Origin of the sequence: Mesorhizobium vachelliae, assembly GCF_033977325.1 — a bacterium.
Lineage (GTDB): Bacteria > Pseudomonadota > Alphaproteobacteria > Rhizobiales > Rhizobiaceae > Mesorhizobium > Mesorhizobium vachelliae.
The window spans coordinates 421,415-440,806 of record NZ_JAVIIR010000003.1; the positions used below are offsets into that span (position 1 = coordinate 421,415).

General features: G+C 64.2%; 17 protein-coding genes. 8 read left to right on the top strand and 9 right to left on the bottom strand.

The features are described 5' to 3' along the window. The first annotated feature begins 63 nt into the window (after positions 1-63). Positions 64-285 carry a DUF1674 domain-containing protein gene (locus RFM41_RS08955; protein ID WP_320248070.1) on the top strand — a complete coding sequence of 74 codons (222 nt, stop codon included), beginning with the start codon at positions 64-66 and terminating at the stop codon, positions 283-285. On the opposite strand, the gene RFM41_RS08960 is transcribed toward RFM41_RS08955, so the two are convergent. After that, entirely contained in the window at positions 282-947 is a 666-nt protein-coding gene (locus tag RFM41_RS08960) for an HAD-IA family hydrolase (RefSeq protein WP_320247365.1), read from the bottom strand. The two genes, RFM41_RS08955 and RFM41_RS08960, sit on opposite strands and share 4 nt — an antisense overlap. 593 nt (positions 948-1,540) lie before the next feature. Between RFM41_RS08960 and RFM41_RS08965 the strand changes: the two genes are divergently transcribed. The 3 genes from RFM41_RS08965 to RFM41_RS08975 all read left to right on the top strand — a co-directional run bounded on the left by RFM41_RS08965 (position 1,541) and on the right by RFM41_RS08975 (position 6,040). Continuing rightward, positions 1,541-2,410: a transglutaminase-like domain-containing protein gene (locus RFM41_RS08965; RefSeq protein WP_320247362.1), complete on the top strand. Its 870-nt coding sequence runs from the start codon at positions 1,541-1,543 to the stop codon at positions 2,408-2,410. A 483-nt stretch (positions 2,411-2,893) separates the two neighbouring features. Further along, the gene (locus tag RFM41_RS08970; RefSeq protein ID WP_320247360.1) at positions 2,894-4,372 is read left to right on the top strand and encodes a TadE/TadG family type IV pilus assembly protein; all 1,479 of its coding nucleotides are present in this window, start codon (positions 2,894-2,896) and stop codon (positions 4,370-4,372) included. A 399-nt stretch (positions 4,373-4,771) separates the two neighbouring features. After that, positions 4,772-6,040, top strand: a complete 1,269-nt coding sequence (locus RFM41_RS08975) for a class I SAM-dependent methyltransferase (protein ID WP_320247359.1) — start codon at positions 4,772-4,774, stop codon at positions 6,038-6,040. A 12-nt stretch (positions 6,041-6,052) separates the two neighbouring features. On the opposite strand, the gene RFM41_RS08980 is transcribed toward RFM41_RS08975, so the two are convergent. Further along, positions 6,053-6,820, bottom strand: coding sequence for an MOSC domain-containing protein (locus RFM41_RS08980; RefSeq protein WP_320247358.1), 768 nt, complete (start codon positions 6,818-6,820; stop codon positions 6,053-6,055). Next, the gene (acs, locus tag RFM41_RS08985) at positions 6,820-8,775 is read right to left on the bottom strand and encodes an acetate--CoA ligase (RefSeq protein ID WP_320247356.1); all 1,956 of its coding nucleotides are present in this window, start codon (positions 8,773-8,775) and stop codon (positions 6,820-6,822) included. Before acs ends, RFM41_RS08980 begins: the two co-directional genes overlap by 1 nt. Positions 8,776-9,083: 308 nt before the next feature. Between acs and RFM41_RS08990 the strand changes: the two genes are divergently transcribed. Further along, positions 9,084-9,356, top strand: a complete 273-nt coding sequence (locus RFM41_RS08990) for an usg protein (protein WP_320247354.1) — start codon at positions 9,084-9,086, stop codon at positions 9,354-9,356. 190 nt (positions 9,357-9,546) lie between these two features. Here the strand turns inward: RFM41_RS08990 and RFM41_RS08995 are convergent, their stop codons facing one another. Together RFM41_RS08995 and RFM41_RS09000 are read right to left on the bottom strand one after the other, a co-directional pair. Then, complete coding sequence (locus tag RFM41_RS08995) at positions 9,547-10,581, bottom strand: aldo/keto reductase (protein ID WP_320247351.1); 1,035 nt, start codon at positions 10,579-10,581, stop codon at positions 9,547-9,549. A gap of 37 nt (positions 10,582-10,618) precedes the next feature. Then, the gene (locus RFM41_RS09000; RefSeq protein ID WP_320247348.1) at positions 10,619-11,800 is read right to left on the bottom strand and encodes an MFS transporter; all 1,182 of its coding nucleotides are present in this window, start codon (positions 11,798-11,800) and stop codon (positions 10,619-10,621) included. A gap of 123 nt (positions 11,801-11,923) precedes the next feature. Between RFM41_RS09000 and RFM41_RS09005 the strand changes: the two genes are divergently transcribed. Further along, complete coding sequence (locus tag RFM41_RS09005) at positions 11,924-12,829, top strand: LysR family transcriptional regulator (RefSeq protein ID WP_320247346.1); 906 nt, start codon at positions 11,924-11,926, stop codon at positions 12,827-12,829. Positions 12,830-12,888: 59 nt separating this feature from the next. On the opposite strand, the gene RFM41_RS09010 is transcribed toward RFM41_RS09005, so the two are convergent. From RFM41_RS09010 to RFM41_RS09020, 3 genes are all read right to left on the bottom strand, one after another. Continuing rightward, on the bottom strand, positions 12,889-13,938 hold the full coding sequence (locus RFM41_RS09010; RefSeq protein WP_320247344.1) for an aldo/keto reductase: 1,050 nt from the start codon (positions 13,936-13,938) through the stop codon (positions 12,889-12,891). 127 nt (positions 13,939-14,065) lie between these two features. Then, positions 14,066-14,470, bottom strand: coding sequence for a hypothetical protein (locus tag RFM41_RS09015; RefSeq protein ID WP_320247342.1), 405 nt, complete (start codon positions 14,468-14,470; stop codon positions 14,066-14,068). 129 nt (positions 14,471-14,599) lie between these two features. Continuing rightward, complete coding sequence (locus RFM41_RS09020) at positions 14,600-15,262, bottom strand: YggS family pyridoxal phosphate-dependent enzyme (RefSeq protein ID WP_320247341.1); 663 nt, start codon at positions 15,260-15,262, stop codon at positions 14,600-14,602. A 146-nt stretch (positions 15,263-15,408) separates the two neighbouring features. Here RFM41_RS09020 and leuS point away from each other — a divergent pair, with 146 nt between their 5' ends. Together leuS and lptE are read left to right on the top strand one after the other, a co-directional pair. After that, positions 15,409-18,036, top strand: a complete 2,628-nt coding sequence (leuS, locus tag RFM41_RS09025) for a leucine--tRNA ligase (RefSeq protein WP_320247339.1) — start codon at positions 15,409-15,411, stop codon at positions 18,034-18,036. Further along, positions 18,023-18,604 (top strand): LPS assembly lipoprotein LptE, encoded by a 582-nt coding sequence (gene lptE / locus RFM41_RS09030; RefSeq protein WP_320247336.1) that lies wholly within the window; start codon positions 18,023-18,025, stop codon positions 18,602-18,604. The genes leuS and lptE overlap by 14 nt, the downstream gene beginning before the upstream one ends. A gap of 84 nt (positions 18,605-18,688) precedes the next feature. On the opposite strand, the gene fsa is transcribed toward lptE, so the two are convergent. Then, complete coding sequence (fsa, locus tag RFM41_RS09035) at positions 18,689-19,345, bottom strand: fructose-6-phosphate aldolase (protein ID WP_320247334.1); 657 nt, start codon at positions 19,343-19,345, stop codon at positions 18,689-18,691. Between the last annotated feature and the right edge of the window lie 47 nt (positions 19,346-19,392).

Sequence of the window (19,392 nt, forward strand, 5' to 3'; positions counted from 1 at the left end):
TTCTGTCATCATGGCTATATGATGGGAGACGCCGGTCTTCGTTTCAATCGGCGGGAGTATCGCATGACCGAAGAACCAAGCAAAACCGAAGCGGTTGCAACGACCGAAGAGCCGCAAAAAAAGCTGACGCCCGCGGCGCAGCGAGCATTGGCCGAAGCCGAAGCGCGTCGCCGGAACTACCGAACGGCGGAGGCGCAACTGCCGAAGGAAATTGGCGGTCGCGGTGGCAAGGAACCCGGCCGCTATGGCGACTGGGAGGTCAAGGGTCTCACCAGCGACTTCTAAGCAACGGCACGCTCCGGCGCGAGCGCGATCCAGCCACTGTCGTCCAGCGCAATGCCGATTTCGTCATAGGAACTGATTGCCGGATGCGGCGTGGCGAGCGGGTGGACGTGGGTGGCGCTGATCACCATCACCGACGCGCCGGACGCCTCGCCCGCCGCGATGCCTGCTGGCGCATCCTCGAAGACCAGGCAATCGCCAGCCTCGACGCCTAGACGCCGTGCCGCCAGAAGGAAGCAGTCCGGCGCCGGCTTGCCATGGGTGACATCTTCGGCCGTGACCATCATGGCGGGAACCGGGATGCCGGCCGCCTTGATGCGCAGCAGCGCCAGCTCGCGGGGCGCCGAGGTGACGATCGCCCAGCGCTCCGGCGGCAGCGATTCGAGGAATGCGACGGCGCCGGGGATCGGGACGATGCCTTCGAGATCGTCGGCTTCGGCCTTGAGCAGCAAATCCGCCTCCGCCAGCGGATCGACGCCCGGAAGCTTGAGCGCGGCGATCGTCTCTCGCGCGCGCCTGCCATGGATCGTCGGCAGGAAAGCCGCCACATCGAGGCCATGCCGGTTTGCCCATGCCGTCCACACTCGTTCCGCCGCGGCGATCGAGTTGAGCACCGTGCCGTCCATGTCGAATAGGAAGGCGGCGAATTTTGAGCCTGCAAACATCGGATGTCCTGGAGAATCGTTTTCGGGGAGAGGCGAAACGCAAAGCCCAGTTTAGACCGGGCAGCATCGCCTGAGAAGGCGAGACGCCGCCAGGTAGGGTCTCAGTTTGAAATTTCGGACCGGTCGGCCTATCAAAATGCATGAAGTCATATTTCTTGGTTGGGACAAAAGGGAAGGTCCAAACCGAAGCGGAGTTGGACCGACAACTCCCCGGCCGACGGCATCCTTGGCTGCTACCTACATTAGGCGGAAGCGACGCCATCGCCTACGTCAGCTTGGAAGCCAACGGGGATGTCCAAGTCGATGTTAGCGGCCGGCACCATTCGAAAGATCAGGTCGTATTGCGCCTGCTGCGATTGCTGCGAGATAAGGTTGGCGGCACTATCGAAGACGACGGCTAGATGTTGCGTCTCTTTTGTAGAGGCCGCGCTTGCCTGGCTTAAGCGCAACAGCGTCCTGAAGTCGCACCAGATCGTGCAGATCGCGACCAACCTGAGACACTACCCGCCGCCATTTCGACTCGGACGCTGGAACAAGCTCCGGTTCGCGGCGTTGAACGGGCAGTCTTCCAAAGTCACGGTGGGGGAAATGCGATGCTGATCCGGCTCGGCTATGAAATCGCCATCGAATGCGCGGCGGTGACGCCGATCATCTCGCTTCTCGACATCCATCCCGACCGCCACGCGAGCATCAAGCGGCAGACGCGGGTTCTCACCTCGCCCTCGGTACCGACCCGGACCTATCGCGACCGCCACGGCAATATCTGCCGTCGCTTCACGGCGCCGGAAGGCAACTTCCGCATCCTCTACGACGCGGCGGTCGAGGACAGCGGCGAGACCGACGAGGTCAACACGCTGGCGCGGGAAACGCCGGTGGCGGACCTGCCCGACGACGTGCTGGTCTATCTGCTCGGCAGCCGCTACTGCGAGACCGACCACCTCAGCAACATCGCCTGGCGGCTTTTCGGCCATTTGCCGCCGGGCTGGGCGCGTGTCCAGGCGATCGTCGATTACGTCAACAGCCGGCTTTCCTTCGGCTACGGCTATGCGCGCGCCACCCGCACGGCCGCCCAGGCGCATGAGGAGCGCGTCGGAGTGTGCCGCGATTTCGCGCATCTGGCGATCACGCTTTGCCGCTGCATGAATATTCCGGCGCGCTACGTGAACGGCTATCTCGGCGATATCGGCGTGCCGGCCGACCCGGCGCCGATGGACTTCTCGGCCTGGATGGAAGTCTTCCTCGACGGCAAGTGGTACACGTTCGATCCGCGCCACAACCGGCCCCGCATCGGCCGGGTCGTCATCGCGCGCGGCCGCGACGCTACCGACGTGCCGCTGCTGCACAGCTTCGGCCCGCACCGGCTCGCCCTGTTCAAGGTCTGGACCTACGAGCAGGAAGGCAACCGCTTCAATCCTCCGCATCATGGCGTCGACCGGACGGTCAGCGCGCAGATGCTGGCATAGGTCTGTTGACATTCAGGTGAGCCCGGCCTGCGAATGGCGGGTGCTCACGTACTTTAAGTACGCTCCGCTCCGGCCTTCGCCGGCCGAAGCCCTCACAAGCGTATCCGCTCTATGAAGGCTACGGCCGGCGTCGGCCGGTTCTCGGAAGCCGCCCTTCTCGACCCGGCCTGACCTGAATCTCAACAGACCCCTGCGCTGCGCCTGTTTCACGGCAGCCGCTGACCCGCTTCGGCACAGCTCGATTGTGCCGAAGAGAGAACGGCCGCGACAGGCTTCGAGATCATGGTAAGCGCTTCATGAAGGTCATTTCTCCAAGGCATTTTCATTTACTTTCCGTTCACCTTCAAATTTGCGAAAGGATAGCAAAAACAATGAATTAACTGCCGGTTAAGCGTCTTTCGACGGCGGACGGCCGGGTCTGGCCAGAATCCTGCAACGCCTTTGCCGAGCGGCACGGAGCCGCAGACGGTGGAGGCGGAAGGGATGCGGCAGGTCAGAGGTGTCGTTCGTGGGGTGGACGGCTTTACCCGCAATCGCGAAGGCAATTTCGCGGTTCTGTTCGGAGCTGCCGCATCGGTCCTCGCGCTGGGGGTGGGATTCGCGGTCAACATCTCGCAACTCTACAATGCGAGGTCGAGCCTGCAGGGCGTCGTCGACGCCGCTGTGACCTCGACGGCCCGCGATCTCACCCTCGGCGTCATCAAGGAGGCGGATGCCAACAAAATGGTGCAGGCGTTTCTCGACGCCAACAGCGCGGCCGGCATCCTGCAGGCCGACGAGATCGTTCTGGACAAGCTGATCGTCGACAGGACGGCCAACACCGTAAGGGCCGATGTGCACACCGATGTCAGCCTATATTTTCCGCTGTTCAGCATCGGCGACATGCAACGCGTGACGTCCTCGACCACTGCGCTCTATTCGGACAAGCAAATCGAGGTCGCGATGATGCTCGACATAACGGGGTCGATGGCGAAAAAAGGCAAGGTCGACAAGATCGGTGACCTGAAAGCGGCGGCGAAAAACGCCGTCCAGACGATGCTTCAGAACCAGGACCCAAAGAACCCTCGCGTCCGCGTCGCGCTTGTGCCCTATGCGTCTGCCGTGAACGCTGGCAAGCTTGCGGAAAATGTCTATGTCGAGAACCAAGGAGGCTCGGATCTGCCTCCCGTTGCCGGCAGCACGCTTCTGGTCGCCAAGACGAACAGCAAATTGCTGCCGTCGTTCAGTGACTATGTCTCCATTGTCGGCGCGGCGACGCCCCGCCCCGATAATTGTGCCACAGAGCGTAAGGACAAAAACGGCAATCCGGATTTCAGCGCCGACGGCCCCGAGACGCTTCGCACGGACAAGAATGGCAAGAAATATTATGCGCTGGTCAACCGGGACGATCATCTGGGCGGCTCAGGGATGAACAAATGCCCCACCGCTGCGGTGATCCCGCTTACCGCCGATTCCAGCGCATTGCTCGATTCGATCGACGACTTCCAGGCGGATGGCTACACGGCCGGCGCGATCGCCGTCCAGTGGACCTATTACATGCTGTCGCCGCAGTGGCGCACGGTGATCAAGAATGCCGGCCTAGGCAGCGGCCCCTCGGACAGCAATGCGAACAAGATTGCCAAGGTCGCTATCCTGATGACCGACGGCCAGTTCAATACCGCTTTCGCTAGCGCGGGTGGCAACTACAATAGCCAGGGCAATCTCGCGCGCGGCAACGCTCAAACTCTGTGCGGCAACATGAAAGATGACGGCATCGAGGTTTTCACCATCGGCTTCGATCTGAACGACAAGGACATGTCGGCAACCGAGCGGGACCAGGCGAAGGCGGTGCTGAGGAATTGTTCGTCGAAGGATACCTCCTCCGCCAACAAGCATTATTTCGAAGCGTCCACCGGAGCGGAGTTGGATGCTGCCTTCCAGGAAATCATCCGCAACACCGAAAAAGTCGCGCTGACGCAGTGAACCACAAAGGAAAAGGCCGCCGCTTCTTGACGAAGCCGGCGGCCTTCCGTGTTTCCGTCCATGACGCGGCTCCTGGCAGCAGCCCCTCCGGGCTACCTGCCGCGCGTCTCGCGCCTTAACGGGAAGACTGCTTCCCGGAAGTGCAATCCGCAGAGCTCACGTTATGGAAAACGAAATCACTCGACATCGGATCACCTCCTTTCGGTTCGTTGAACACACCCAGATGATGGGGTGTGTCGCGACGAAAGACAAGATGACGCGACGGAACGGCTATGCCTCGAGCCGGGAAACCCGCTCTTGCGGTGCTTTTGCGCAACAGTTCAGGATTGCGGTCCACAGGCCGGTGGACGACAGTGGCTTTGGGAACGGGGGCGGGATGCGACATATCGGGAGGTGGAAATGGACGCCGCCGACAGAGCCGCGCGGATCGTGCGCAAGGTCGTCGAAACGCTGAAGCCGGGTTTTGCGGTCAGGCTGTGGACCGGCGAGCGGATCGGACCCGCCAGCGGCCCGGTGCTTGCCATCAACGATCAGGATATCGTCTGGCAATTGGTTCGCCGGCCGACCTTCTCGACGCTGGTGGAGATGTGGATTTCCAAGACCGTCGATATCGAAGAAGGCACGCTGTTCGATTTCTATGCCCTGCCTTCGCAAGGCAAGCTCAAGACGCAGATCAAATCCCTGCCCAAGCTGGCGATTCTGCGTGACCTGCCGGCAGTACTGTTTTCGCGCAAGCAGATGACGGCGCGCAGCGATCTTTCCGGCCGCAAGCCTTTCGTCAGCGGATCGAACAAGGAGGCGATCCAGCATCATTACGACATCTCGAATGATTTCTACCGGCTCTTCCTCGACGAGCGGATGGTCTATAGCTGCGGCTATTTCCAGGATTTCGCCAACTCCATCGACCAGGCGCAGGCCGACAAGCTCGACCATATCTGCCGCAAGCTCAGGCTGAAGCCCGGCGAAAGACTGCTCGACATCGGCTGCGGTTGGGGCGCGATGCTTATCCATGCGGCGAAGAACTACGGTGTTTTCGGCCACGGCGTCTCGCTGTCGCAAGCCCAGACCGACCTCGCCCGCGAGCGCATCCGTGCCGAGGGGCTGGAGGATCGCATCACCATCGAGATAAAATCCTATGCCGAACTCTCAGGCACTTTCGACAAGATCTCGTCGATCGGCATGTTCGAGCATATGGGCCTTGCCAACCACGCAGCCTATTTCTCGGCCGTCCACCGTTTGCTGAAGCCTGGCGGGATCTATCTGCACCACGCCATCACCAGGCGCAGCAAGGGCGACATCAGGAAGACGTTGCGCAAGGGGCCGGAATACAAGGCGCTGATCAAATACATCTTCCCCGGCGGCGAGCTCGACACGATCGGCATGACGCTCGGGAATCTCGAGGCGCACGGCTTCCTCGTGTACGACGTGGAGAACCTGCGCGAGCATTATGCGCGAACCTGCCGCCTGTGGGCGGAGCGCCTCAATGCGCGCTTCGACGAGGCGGTCGCCGAGGTGGGCGAGCCCAAGGCGCGGCTGTGGCTGCTCTATCTGACGGGCTGCTCGATCACTTTCGAGCGTGCCTCGGCGCAGATCTTCCAGACCGTCGCCACCAGGCGCGCCCGCGGCCCGAGCGGACTGCCGCCAACGCGGGCTGATCTGTATCGGTAGGTCTGGCCCGCCTCAGTTTGTCAAGCGCATCGGCGCGCCGACTTCGATCCGCGCGGGCCGGTCGACGGTGCAGTAGACGCCGAGATTGTGGGCGTTGTGGCGCACCAGGTTGCGCAGGATGCCGGGATCGGTGTCGAAGCCGTCCTGGGCGATGATGGTGAAGCCGCAGCGGCGGCAGGGTTCGGAGACGGTGAGCAGCAATTCGCCGATCGCGAGCTTCCTGCCGATCCACTCCGTTTCGGGAAAGGCGCCTTCGACCGGCGCCATGTCGACGACGATGTTGGGCCGGAAACGGCGCGGATCGGGCACGCCTTCGGGGTGCAGCGCCTTCAGCCGGGACAGCGAGGCGGTGGTGAGCAGATGGATCGGCGCCTTGGCATAGCGGGCCTCGGTCAGCGGGCCGGCATAGCCGGGCGCCGCATTCTCCGCGCCGAACGGCCGGATCGAGGCGTCGAAGCCGAGAAAGGCGGAGACTGCGCGGTCGCTTTCAGGATCGGGCGCCGGCAGCCAGCCGCCGCCGGGCACGGCGACTTCCAGCCGCCATTCCTTGCTCAGAGGGGCTTCGGTCAACCGGGTGCGGATCAGCGGCACCTTGTGCCATCTGGCCTCGCGGTCGGGCCTGGCGATCTCGCCGTCGGACGCATCGACCAGTCCGAACAAACGGTCGCCGTCGACGGTCTTCAGTCCGACGGAGACGGCATCAAGCGGCTCGCCGGCGAGCGAGCTCGCCGGATAGCGCCAGAGCTGGCTGACGGTGCCAAGGATCGGCTCGCCGGCCATCAGCCCTTCTTGTTCTGCCGGTTGGCGACGAGATCGTCGACCACGGCCGGATCGGCGAGCGTCGAGGTGTCGCCGAGCGCGCCGTAATCGTCCTCGGCGATCTTGCGCAGGATGCGCCGCATGATCTTGCCCGAACGGGTCTTCGGCAGGCCGGGCGCGAACTGGATCTTGTCGGGCGTGGCGATGGCGCCGATCTCCTTGCGGACATGCAACACCAGCTCCTTGCGCAGATCCTCGCTCGATTGGGTGCCTGCCATCAGCGTGACATAGCAATAGATGCCCTGGCCCTTGATGTCGTGCGGGTAGCCGACGACGGCGGCCTCCGAGACCTGGTCATGGCTGACCAGCGCCGATTCGACCTCGGCCGTGCCCATCCGGTGGCCGGAAACATTGATGACGTCGTCGACGCGGCCGGTGATCCAGTAATAGCCGTCGGCGTCGCGGCGGCAGCCGTCGCCGGTGAAGTACTTGCCCTTGTAGGTCGAGAAATAGGTCTGCACGAAACGGTCGTGGTCGCCATAGACCGTGCGCATCTGGCCCGGCCAGGAATCGGTGATGCAGAGATTGCCGTCGGTGGCGCCTTCCAGCACCTTGCCGTCGCCGTCGACAAGCTGCGGCTTGACGCCGAAGAAGGGCCGAGTGGCGGAGCCGGCCTTGAGGTCGGTGGCGCCCGGCAGGGGCGTGATCATGATGCCGCCGGTCTCGGTCTGCCACCAGGTGTCGACAATCGGCACCTTGGCGTTGCCGACGACGTTGTAATACCACTCCCAGGCCTCCGGGTTGATCGGCTCGCCGACCGTGCCCAGCACGCGCAGCGACTTGCGCGAGGTCTTCTTCACATGGGCGTCGCCGGCGCCCATCAGCGCGCGCAGCGCCGTCGGCGCGGTGTAGAAGATGTTGACCTGGTGCTTGTCGATCACTTCCCAGAAGCGCGACTGCGAGGGATAGTTCGGCACGCCTTCGAACATCAGCGTCGTGGCGCCGTTGGCCAGGGGCCCGTAGACGATGTAGCTGTGGCCGGTGACCCAGCCGACATCGGCCGTGCACCAGTAGATGTCGCCGTCATGGTAGTCGAAGACATATTGGTGCGTCATCGAGACATAGACGAGATAGCCGGCGGTGGTGTGCAGCACGCCCTTCGGCTTGCCGGTCGAACCCGAGGTGTAGAGGATGAACAGCGGGTCTTCCGCCTTCATCTTCTCCGGCTTGCAGTCGGCCTTAACGGTCGCCGCCTCGTCATGGTACCAGACGTCGCGCCCCGGCACCCAGCCGGTCTTGCCGCCGGTGCGGCGCACCACCACGACGTTCTCGACCTTGGTGCCGGCCCTGGCGGCGATGTCGATCGCCTTGTCGGTATTGTCCTTGAGCGGGATCGGCTTGCCGCCGCGCAGGCCTTCGTCGGCGGTTATCACGATGGTCGACTTGCAGTCATCGATGCGGCCAGCGAGAGCGTCCGGCGAGAAGCCGCCGAAGACGACCGAATGGATGGCGCCGATACGCGTGCAGGCAAGCATCGCATAGGCCGTTTCCGGGATCATCGGCATGTAGATGGTGACGCGGTCGCCCTTCTTGACGCCATGCTTCTTCAACACATTGGCGAAGCGGCAGACATGCGCATAAAGCTCGTTATAGGTGATCTTCCTGTCGTCGTAAGGATTGTCGCCTTCCCAGATGATGGCGGTCTGGTCGCCGCGCTTCTTCAGGTGCCGGTCAATGCAATTGTAGGAAACGTTGGTCTGGCCGTCCTCGAACCACTTGATCGAGACCTTGCCGTCGAAGGAGGTGTTCTTGACCTTGGTGAATGGCTTGAACCAGTCGATCCGCTTACCATGCTTGCCCCAGAACTTGTCCGGGTTCTTCACGCTGTCGGCGTACCATTTGAGATAGGTGTCGTTGTCGATCAGCGCGTTCTTCTTCCACGCGGGCTGGACGCGGTGGACATGGGCATCGGACATTTTTCAGCTTTCCTCCAGGACCGTTCCGCCGGCTTGAAGCGCCGACGGCATCGCGGCGAAGCGGCCGCGAATTCGCGGGCATTATTAACAGTTCCGCCGTAACGGCAATATTAGACGTTGGATTCGCGCGGCGGGATGACGCAGGGTCAAGTGCAAAGCGCTGTCAGCACTCGTGCTCCAAGGCTGCTAACCGACTGTTTTTTCGATGGAAAACTCTGGCCTGGTATGCGAAAATAAATAGACAGTTAAGCAACCAGGCGCAGAATCCAGCGTTGGGAGGAAAGGCGATCGACCCTATGGGGGCTGCGATGCATGACCATTCCGAAATGGACCTGATGCTCAGGGGCTATGGGCTGACCACGGCCAAGATTCTCTACCACTTCCCGGACCATCCGCATTTGCTGCAGAGCTATATCTGGCAGGACTACGACATCGCGCCGAAGTTCCCGGTGCTGATCCGCTTCATCGAGTTCTGGAAGACCAAGCTCGACGGGCCGCTGCATTCGGTGACCTACACGCATCAGAAGCTGATCGCGCCGAATGAGTGGCGGAAGGTCGATGGGGAGTTTCTGGTGCATTGAGACGTTGCGCATAGTCTCCCCCCTCGAGGGGGAGATGTCGCCGAAGGCGACAGAGGGGGTCGTCTCACATAGAGCGCGACGCCCTCCACGACGGGAGACGACGCTGGCGCTCCACGTGCGGCGACCCCCTCTGTCCTGCCGGACATCTCCCCCGCAAGGGGGGAGATTGGCAGTTCCAAACGCCGGCTTGTCACACCGCCGGCGGGTTCAGCCGGGCGAAACCTTCCTGGCGCCGATAGGGGAAATACGGATAAGGCGCCGTCACCAAGCTTGCTTCATCGAGCGCCTTGATCTGCTCGGGTGTCAGCGTCCAGCCGACGGCCCCTAAGTTCTGCCGCAGCTGCTCCTCGTTGCGGGCGCCGATGATCACCGATGAGACCGTCGGCCGCCGCAAGAGCCAGTTGATGGCGACCTGCGGCACGGTCTTGCCGGTCTCGGCGGCTACCGCTTCCAGCGCATCGACCACGCGGTAAAGGAGCTCGTCCTCGACCGGCGGGCCGAAATCGGCGGTGCCGTGCAGCCGGCTCTTTTCCGGCAAGGGATGGCCGCGGCGGATCTTGCCGGTGAGGCGCCCCCAGCCGAGCGGGCTCCACACCAGCGCGCCGACGCCCTGGTCGAGGCCGAGCGGCATCAGCTCCCATTCATAGTCGCGGCCGACCAGCGAATAATAGACCTGGTGGGCGACATAGCGCGGATAGCCGTGCTTTTCCGCCAGGCCGAGCGACTTCATCACCTGCCAGCCGGAGAAATTGGAGACGCCGACATAGCGTAGCTTGCCGGAGCGCACGAGGTCATCCAGCGCCGACAGCACCTCCTCGACCGGCGTCGAGGCGTCGAAGGCATGAAGCTGCAGCAGGTCGATATAGTGGGTGCCGAGGCGCTTCAGCGCCGCGTCGACGGAGCGGATCAGGCGCGAGCGCGACGAGCCCCAGTCGGCCGGGCCGTCGCCCATCGGCAGCGACGTCTTGGTCGAGATCAGCACCGCGTCGCGGCGCCCCTTGATCGCCTCGCCAAGCACCTCCTCCGAGGCGCCGTTGGAATAGACATCGGCCGTGTCGAAGAGGTTGACGCCTGCCTCCAGGCAGATGTCGACCAGCCGGCGCGCTTCCTTCGCGTCGCTGTTGCCCCAGTGGCCGAACAGCGGGCCGGAGCCACCAAAAGTTCCGGCGCCGAAGGAAAGGGCCGGCACTTTCAGGCCGGAGGCGCCAAGAGGTCGATAGTCCATCTTTTTTCTCCTGATTGGATGTCGAGGGGATCAGCGCTCAGCACTGCGCGGTGACCGGCTTGCCGATCGCCCGGCCGCGTTCGAGGCGCAGCGCCAGGAGCACGACGCCGAGCGCGGCAAGCGGCACCAGGCCGGCGACGAGGGGGACGGTGCCGAGGCCGGGGCCGTGGTCGATGACGAAGCCGCCGAGCCAGGCGCCGATGGCGTTGCCGAGATTGAAGGCGGCGATGTTGAAGGAGGAGGCCAGGCCCTGGCCGGCGCCCTTAGCCTTCTCCAGCACCCACATCTGCAGCGGCGCGACGGTGGCGAAGGCAGCGGCACCCAGCAGACCGACAGCGACGATCGCCGCGACCGGCTGATGGATCGCCGCGGTCATGACGAACAGCACCGCCGAGAGCGCGACCAGGGTGCCGACGACGGTCGGCATCAGATGCCGGTCGGCGAGGCGTCCGCCAAGCAGATTGCCGGCGACCAGCCCACCGCCGAAGACGAGCAGGATCGGCGACACCGATGCCTCGGAAAAGCCGGTGACGCGGGTGAGGATCGGCGCCAGATAGGTGAAGGCGGCGAAAACGCCGACCCAGCTCAGCACCGTGGTCAACAGGCCGAGCAGCACCGGCCGGCGGCCGAGCACGGCGAGCGTGCCTTCGGAGCTCTCGTCCGCGGCGGTCGGCTCGTCGCGCGGCACCAGCAACGCGATCACGGCGAAGGCGATGACGCCGACCAGCGTGACGGCGAGGAAACTGGAGCGCCAGCCATAGGCCTGGCCGAGCCAGGTGCCGAAGGGCACGCCGAGGATGTTGGCGACGGTGAGGCCGGTGAACATCAGCGCGATGGCCGAGGCCTTCCGGTTGGGCGCGACAAGGCTGGTGGCGACGACCGAGCCGACGCCGAAGAAAGAGGCGTGGGCGAAGGCGGTCAGCACGCGGGCCGCCATCAGCGTCCAGTAGTCGGGCGCCAGCGCACAGGCGAGGTTGCCGACGGTGAAGACCACCATCAGCGTAAGCAGCAAGGTCTTCTTCGCCAGGCGGCCGGTCAGGGCGCCAAGCAGCGGCGCTCCGACGACGACGCCCAGCGCATAGCCGGAAATGAGCAGGCCCGCCGCCGAGATCGAGACGCCGAGATCGGCGCTGACATCGAGCAGCAGGCCCATGATGACGAATTCGGTGACGCCGATGCCGAAGGCGCCGGCGGTGAGGGCGTAGAGAGCGAGAGGCATGACTGCGGTCCGGTTGATCAGGAAAGGAACGCCCAATCCCGCGCCCCGGACCGGAAGATCGTGATCCGCCAAGCTGTGAACCAGACTTGCATCAGGCATATTTTCTGTGAAATAGATTCACGAATGGCAAGGCCTGAAATCAACCGCTCCGGCGAGATCGAAGTGTTCATCCGCGTCGTCGAGGTGGGCAGTTTTTCCGCTGCGGCACGGGCGTTGCGCATGACGCCATCGGCGGTGAGCAAGCTGATTGCGCGGCTGGAGGCGCGGCTTGGCGCGCGGCTCATCAGTCGCTCGACACGCCGGCTGCAGCTGACGCCGGAAGGGGCCGCCTTCCACGACAGCGGCCTGCGCATCCTCGCCGATCTCGACGCGGCCGAACGGGAAGCTGCGGCGGGAGCAGCGCCGCGCGGCAGGCTCAGGGTCAACTCCTACGTGCCGTTCGGCCAGCATCGGCTGATGCCGCTTCTGCCGCGCTTCCTCGAACGCTATCCGGAGATCTCGGTCGAGGCGGTGCTGACCGACAGCGTCATCGACCTGATGGAGGAGCGCGCCGATGTCGCGATCCGCGCCGGGCCGCTGCGCGAGTCCCGGCTGGTGGCGCGCAAGCTCGGCCAGAGCCGGATGGTGGTCGTAGCGGCGCCCGCCTATCTCGAAGCGTGCGGCACGCCGCGGACGCCGGCCGAATTGACCAGCCATAATCTGCTCGCTTTCGGCTTCGTGCGGCATATAGACGGCCTGCCGTTCGTCGATGCGGAAGGCGCGCCGGTCATGGTTCCGATCGCCGGCAATTCGACGGTGAGCGACGGCGAAGCGATGCGGCTGACGACATTGGCCGGGGCAGGCATCGCGCGACTGGCGCGCTGGCATGTCGAGCCCGACATCGCCGCCGGGCGGCTCGTGCCGTTGCTGGAGGCGTTCAATCCGGGCGACGAGGAGCCGACGCATGCCGTCTATGTCGGCCAGGGCAAGCATCTGCCGGCCCGGGTGCGTGCCTTCCTCGACTTTCTCGCGGAGACCGTCCGTCTCTGAATGAGGAAAGAGCCGCGCGTCCAAGGACACGCGGCTCCGACCTGCCTGCTCGAACGGAATTACGCCTTCGGCACGAATGGCGCGGGGCGCCGGCCGGCGCTCTGCCGCTCCAGCATCCAGCCGGGATATTCGACGGGCAGCGCGCTGACCTCGTCGAGCCTGGCGAGGTCATCGGCGTCGAGCTTCAGGCTGGTCGCGGCGAGGTTCTGCTCGAGCTGGTCCATGCGGCTGGCGCCGATGATGACACTCATCACGAAGGGCTTGGCCAGCACATAGCCCAGCGCCACGGTGGCGACGCTGACATCGTGCTTCTTGGCGACCTCGCGCATGACGGCAACTGCCGCCCAGGCGCGGTCCTCGTTGACCGGCGGGAAATTGAAGGAGGCGCGGCGGCCCTCGCCATTGCCTGGCGCGCCGGGGCCGTATTTGCCGGAGAGCAGTCCGCCGGCCATCGGCGACCAGACCATCAGGCCGAGCTTTTCCTCGTTGATCAGCGGCACGATCTCGCGCTCGAGATCGCGGCCGGCGATCGAATAGTAGGATTGGATCGTCTCGAAACGGGCAAGACCCTTGCGCTCGGCAATGCCCAGCGCCTTGGCGATGCGCCAGGCCTGCCAGTTGGAGACGCCGACATAGCGCACCTTGCCGCTGGCGACGAGGTCGTCGAGCGCGCGCAGCGTCTCGTCGATCGGCGTCACCGTGTCGGTGCCGTGCAACTGGTAGAGGTCGATATGGTCGAGCTGCAGCCGCTCCAGGCTGCCGTCGACCGAATCCATGATGTGGCCGCGCGATGAGCCGCGCTCGTTCGGCCCATTGCCCATGGCGCCATGTACCTTGGTGGCGATGATGACGTCCGAACGCTTGATGCCGAGGTCCTTGAGCGACTGGCCCAGCAGCTGCTCGGACTGGCCGACCGAATAGACATCGGCCGTATCGAAGAAATTGACGCCGGCGGCAATCGAGCGGCCGACGATCTCGTTGACGCCCTTCTGGTCGAGGCTGGCGATCAGCCCCCATTGGGCGTTCTGGCCGGCGGCGCCGAAGGTCATGGTGCCGAGGCAAAGTTCTGAGACGAACAGGCCGGTGTTGCCGAGTTGGTTATAGCGCATGGGATTCCCCGAGAAATTTGCAAGACAGCCTGGAAATAGGAACGGTCCGTTTCGTTTCAAGCGCTGGCGTAGCGATATCATTCGGCTGGCCGGCTCGGTAACGAGATCGTGACGATTGCCGGGGCGCTCAGCTTTCGACCAAAGCGAGGATCGCGAAAGCAGTCATGCCGAATGCGACGGCGGCAAGGGGCAGCAGAATCTCGATCGTTGCGGTGCTCGCCTTCACGGGATGGTCGCCAGTGTCGAACTCGCCGGCCATCCAGTCGGCGAGCGTCGTGGGCCTGCCGGGAGCGCTGATCCGGTGATGACGCCAGACACGACCGGCGATCGCCGGCAGCACGACTGACATGACGATGAATCCGGTCACGACGAACAGCAAATAGTCGGCAGCGCCGCTGCCCGCGAAGCCGATCCAGGCCGAAAGCGCATAACAGGCCGCGAGCCCCACCATGGCGAAATACACCCATCGATGCAGCCTGCGGGAGAGTTGCCGGTTTTGTGTGGTTTGCTGGCTGTGGCGTGCGACGGTCATAGAGACCTCCTTTGCCTTGAAAGGAGCGACTTGCTTCCAGTGCATCGAGCTAGCGTTGTGATGCCCCGCGACAATGCGGTGGTATGACGCGCCGGCCTCAGGGAAAGCCCTTCCTTGAGGCGCCCTTTGCTACCGGCTGCCGAAAATCGCCGAGCCCACCCGGACACTGGTCGCGCCAAAGGCGATCGCGGTCTCATAGTCGCCGGACATGCCCATCGAGAGCTTCGCGACGCCGGCCTCGCGGGCGAGCTTTTCGAGCAGGGCGAAATGCGGACCGGGGTTCTCATCGGCCGGCGGGATGCACATCAGGCCTTCGACGGCGAGACCATGCGCCTCGCGGCAGCGCTTGACGAAGGCGACCGCCTCGCGCGGCTCGATGCCGGCTTTCTGCGGCTCGGAGCCGGTGTTGACCTGGACATAGAGTTTTGGCGTCCGGCCCTGCCTGGCCATCTCCTTGGCGAGCTCGGCGGCGATCTTCTCGCGGTCGACCGTCTCGATGACGTCGAAAAGCGCCACCGCTTCCTTCGCCTTGTTGGACTGCAGCGGGCCGATCAGGTGCAGCTCCAGGTCGGCAAATGCCTCCTTCAGTGCCGGCCATTTGCCCTGGGCTTCCTGCACGCGGTTCTCGCCGAACACAAGCTGGCCCGCCTCGATGACGGGGCGGATGTCCTCGGCCGCGAAGGTCTTCGACACCGCCACCAGTGTGACCGCGCCGGGTTCGCGCTTCGCCTCGCGTTCGGCGCTCGCGATCTTCGCCTTGACCGCGTGAAGCTGTTCTACGGCGCTCGTCATGCCACTATCCTGCCCATAGTTTTCATGGCCTCGCCGGCTCGCCACAGTTGACGGGTCCGGCAATCCATGGTGAACACCGCGACGACATTCCCCGGCCGCCGACCATGTCCGGCGCCCTGTGCCTGCTTTTAAGTGAAAAACATCCGATGGCAACCGAACGTTACAATCCGCGCACCTCAGAGCCCAAATGGCAGAAGGCCTGGGCTGAAAAGAAGCTGTTCGAGGCTCGCAACGACGACCCGAAGCCGAAATACTACGTGCTCGAGATGTTCCCCTATCCGTCGGGCAAGATCCATATCGGCCACACCCGCAACTACACGATGGGCGACGTGGTGGCGCGCTACAAGCGCGCCAAGGGTTTCAACGTGCTGCACCCGATGGGCTGGGACGCTTTCGGCATGCCGGCCGAAAACGCCGCCATGCAGAACAAGGTCCACCCCAAGGACTGGACCTACGAAAACATCGCGGTGATGCGCGAGCAGCTCAAGATGATGGGCCTGTCGCTCGACTGGGCGCGCGAGTTTGCCACCTGCGACGTCGACTACTACCACCGCCAGCAGATGCTGTTCCTCGATTTCGTCGAGAAGGGGCTGGTGACGCGCAAGTCCTCCAAGGTCAATTGGGACCCGGAGGACATGACGGTGCTTGCCAACGAGCAGGTCATCGACGGCCGCGGCTGGCGCTCGGGCGCGCTGGTCGAGCAGCGCGAGCTGACGCAGTGGTTCTTCAAGATCACCGACTTCGCGCAGGACCTGCTGGACTCGCTCAACCTGCTCGAGGAGTGGCCGGAGAAGGTCAAGCTGATGCAGCACAATTGGATCGGCCGCTCGGAAGGGCTGCTGATCCGCTGGCCGCTGGCAAAGCCGGTTGGCGACCGCCAAGAGCTGGAAGTCTACACGACCCGGCCCGACACCATCTTCGGCGCCTCCTTCATGGCGGTCGCCGCCGACCATCCGCTGGCCCGCAAGGCGGCCGAGAGCAATGTCGAGCTGGCGAAGTTCATCGAGGAAGTGCGCCACATGGGCACCTCGGTGGCGGCGCTCGAGACGGCCGAGAAGAAGGGCTTCGACACAGGCATCCGCGTCGTCCATCCGTTCGACGAGACCTGGACGCTGCCGGTCTATGTCGCCAATTTCGTGCTGATGGAATACGGCACCGGCGCCATTTTCGGCTGCCCGTCGGGTGACCAGCGCGACCTCGACTTCGCCAACAAATACGGCCTGCCGGTGATCCCGGTGGTGATGCCGGAAGACGCCGACGCGAAAACCTTCCAGATCATCGAGGAGGCCTATGTCGACGACGGCGTGATGATCAATTCGCGCTTCCTCGACGGCATGAAGCCCGAGAAGGCCTTCAACGAAGTCGCGAAGTTGCTGGAGGAAAAGACGATCGGCGGCCGGCCGATGGCGGAGCGTAAGGTGAATTTCCGCCTGCGCGACTGGGGCATCTCGCGCCAGCGCTACTGGGGCTGCCCGATCCCGATGATCCATTGCGAGGCCTGCGGCGTCGTGCCGGTGCCGAAGGCCGACCTGCCGGTGAAGCTGCCCGATGACATCGAGTTCGACCGCCCGGGCAACCCGCTCGACCGTCATCCGACCTGGCGGCATGTGAAATGCCCGCAATGCGGCCGCGACGCGCGGCGCGAGACCGACACGATGGACACGTTCGTCGATTCGTCCTGGTATTTCGCGCGCTTCACCGCGCCCTGGGCGAACGAGCCGACCGAGCCGAAGGCGGCCGATGAATGGCTGGCGGTCGACCAGTATATCGGCGGCATCGAGCACGCGATCCTGCATCTGCTCTATTCGCGCTTCTTCACCCGCGCCATGCGCGAGACCGGCCACCTGAACCTCGCCGAGCCGTTCAAGGGCCTGTTCACGCAAGGCATGGTGGTGCACGAGACCTACCGCGTCGGCGGCCCGTCCAACAACGGACGCTGGCTGTCGCCGAGCGAGGTCAGGCTCGAGGACGCCGGCGGCAAGCGCCGCGCCGTCGAGATCGCCTCCGGGGAGGAGGCGACGATCGGCGCGCTGGAGAAGATGTCGAAGTCGAAGAAGAACACGGTGAGCCCGGAAGAGATCACTGACGGCTACGGCGCCGACACGGCGCGCTGGTTCATGCTGTCGGACTCGCCGCCCGAGCGCGACGTCGAATGGACCGACGACGGCGCCGCCGGCGCGCACCGCTTCGTGCAGCGCGTCTGGCGCCTGGTGCAGATCGCGGCCGATGAGCTGCCCGGCGTGAAGCCGGCGGCGGCGAAGGATGGCGAGGCGGGCGTGGTGTCGAAAGCCGCGCACAAGATCCTGAAGGCGGTCGGCGAGGACATCGAGAAGCTCGGCTTCAACCGCGCTATCGCCCGTATCTACGAGCTCGCCAATGCGCTGGCGACGCCGCTCAGCGACGTTGCCGAAGGCAAGGCCGATGCCGCGCTGAAGGGCGCCTGCCGCGAGGCGGTGGAGATCCTGGTGCACATCATCGCGCCGGTCATGCCGCATCTGGCGGAGGAATGCTGGCAGGCGCTGGGCGGCACGGAGATGGTCGCCGAGCGGCCCTGGCCGGTCTACGATCCGGCGCTTGTGGTCGACAACGAGATCGTGCTGCCGGTGCAGGTCAACGGCAAGAAGCGCGGGGATTTGACAATTGCCCGCGACGCGGATCAAGGTGCCGTCGAAAAAGCGGTGCTGGCCCTCGACTTCGTGCAAAAAGCACTGGAAGGTAAGGCTCCGCGCAAGGTGATCATCGTCCCGCAGAGGATCGTCAATGTCGTTGCCTGATCCGGTGAAGTCACAAGCGGTCCGCCTGCGCGGCCGCCTGGCGGTCTGCGGCATGGCCGTCGCGCTGGCGCTGGTCTCGGCCTGCACGGTGCGGCCGCTCTATTCCAACCAGCCGCTGTCGCCCGGATCGACGCTCAGCGCATCCGCCGAGCTCGGCTCGATCTCGATCAAGCCGGTCAACACGCGCTACGCGCAGCAGGTGCGCAACAACCTGATCTTCGCCTTCGGCCAAGGCTCGGGCGAACCCGCCTCGCCGGCCTATACGCTTGATCTCGGTGTCAGCGAGCTCGTCGAATCGGCGGCCATCGTTCAGGTGCAGACGCAGGAAGACGAGCCGACGGCAGGCACGGTCACGCTGACCGCCAACTACGTGCTCAGGGATACCGCGACCAACACGGTGATTGCCGTCGGCAAGCGCTCGATCCCGTCGTCCTTCGACCGGCCGCGCCAGGAATTCGCAGCCTACCGCGCACAGATCGATGCCGAGAACCGCGCCGCGCGGGAGCTTGCCGACCTGCTGAGGCTTTCGATCGCCCAGGATCTGGTGAAGCACGGCAAGAAGGCCTGACCTGAATCTCGACACCTTCGCACCGTTTGAAACTAAAAAAGGCCGGTCGCCCGGCCTTTTTTAGTTTCTGACGGAGGACCCGCCTCAGCCGATCTTCTGGCCGGTCTTGGCCCAGTCGGCGAGGAAGGCGGCGAGGCCCTTGTCGGTCAGGGGGTGGTTGACCAGCGCCTTCAGCGTCGCCGGCGGCGCGGTGACGATATCGGCGCCGATCAGCGCGGCCTGCTTGACATGGTTCACCGTGCGCACCGAGGCGGTCAGGATCTCGGTCTTGAAATCGTAATTGTCGTAGATGGTGCGGATTTCCGAGATCAGCTCCATGCCGTCCGAGCCGGTGTCGTCGATGCGGCCGACGAAGGGCGAGATGAAAGAGGCGCCGGCCTTGGCGGCCAGCAGCGCCTGGTTGGCCGAGAAGCAGAGCGTCACGTTGACCATGCGGTTCATCTCGGTGCGGATGGTCTTGCAGGCCTTGAGGCCGTCCAGCGTCAGCGGAACCTTGATGGCCACATTCGGCGCGATCTTGGCCAGCACCTTGGCCTCGGCAATCATGTCCTTGTACTCGGTCGCGACGACCTCGGCCGAGACCGGGCCTTCGACGATGTCGCAGATCTGCTTGGTGACTTCGGAAATCTTGCCGCCCGATTTCAGGATCAGAGACGGGTTGGTGGTGACGCCGTCGAGAAGCCCCAGATCGTGCAGCTCCTTAATTTCCTTGATGTCAGCGGTGTCGACAAAAAACTTCATGGCTGTCTCCTTGGGGATCGCCTGGCAGGCGCCAGGCATGTGCGAGG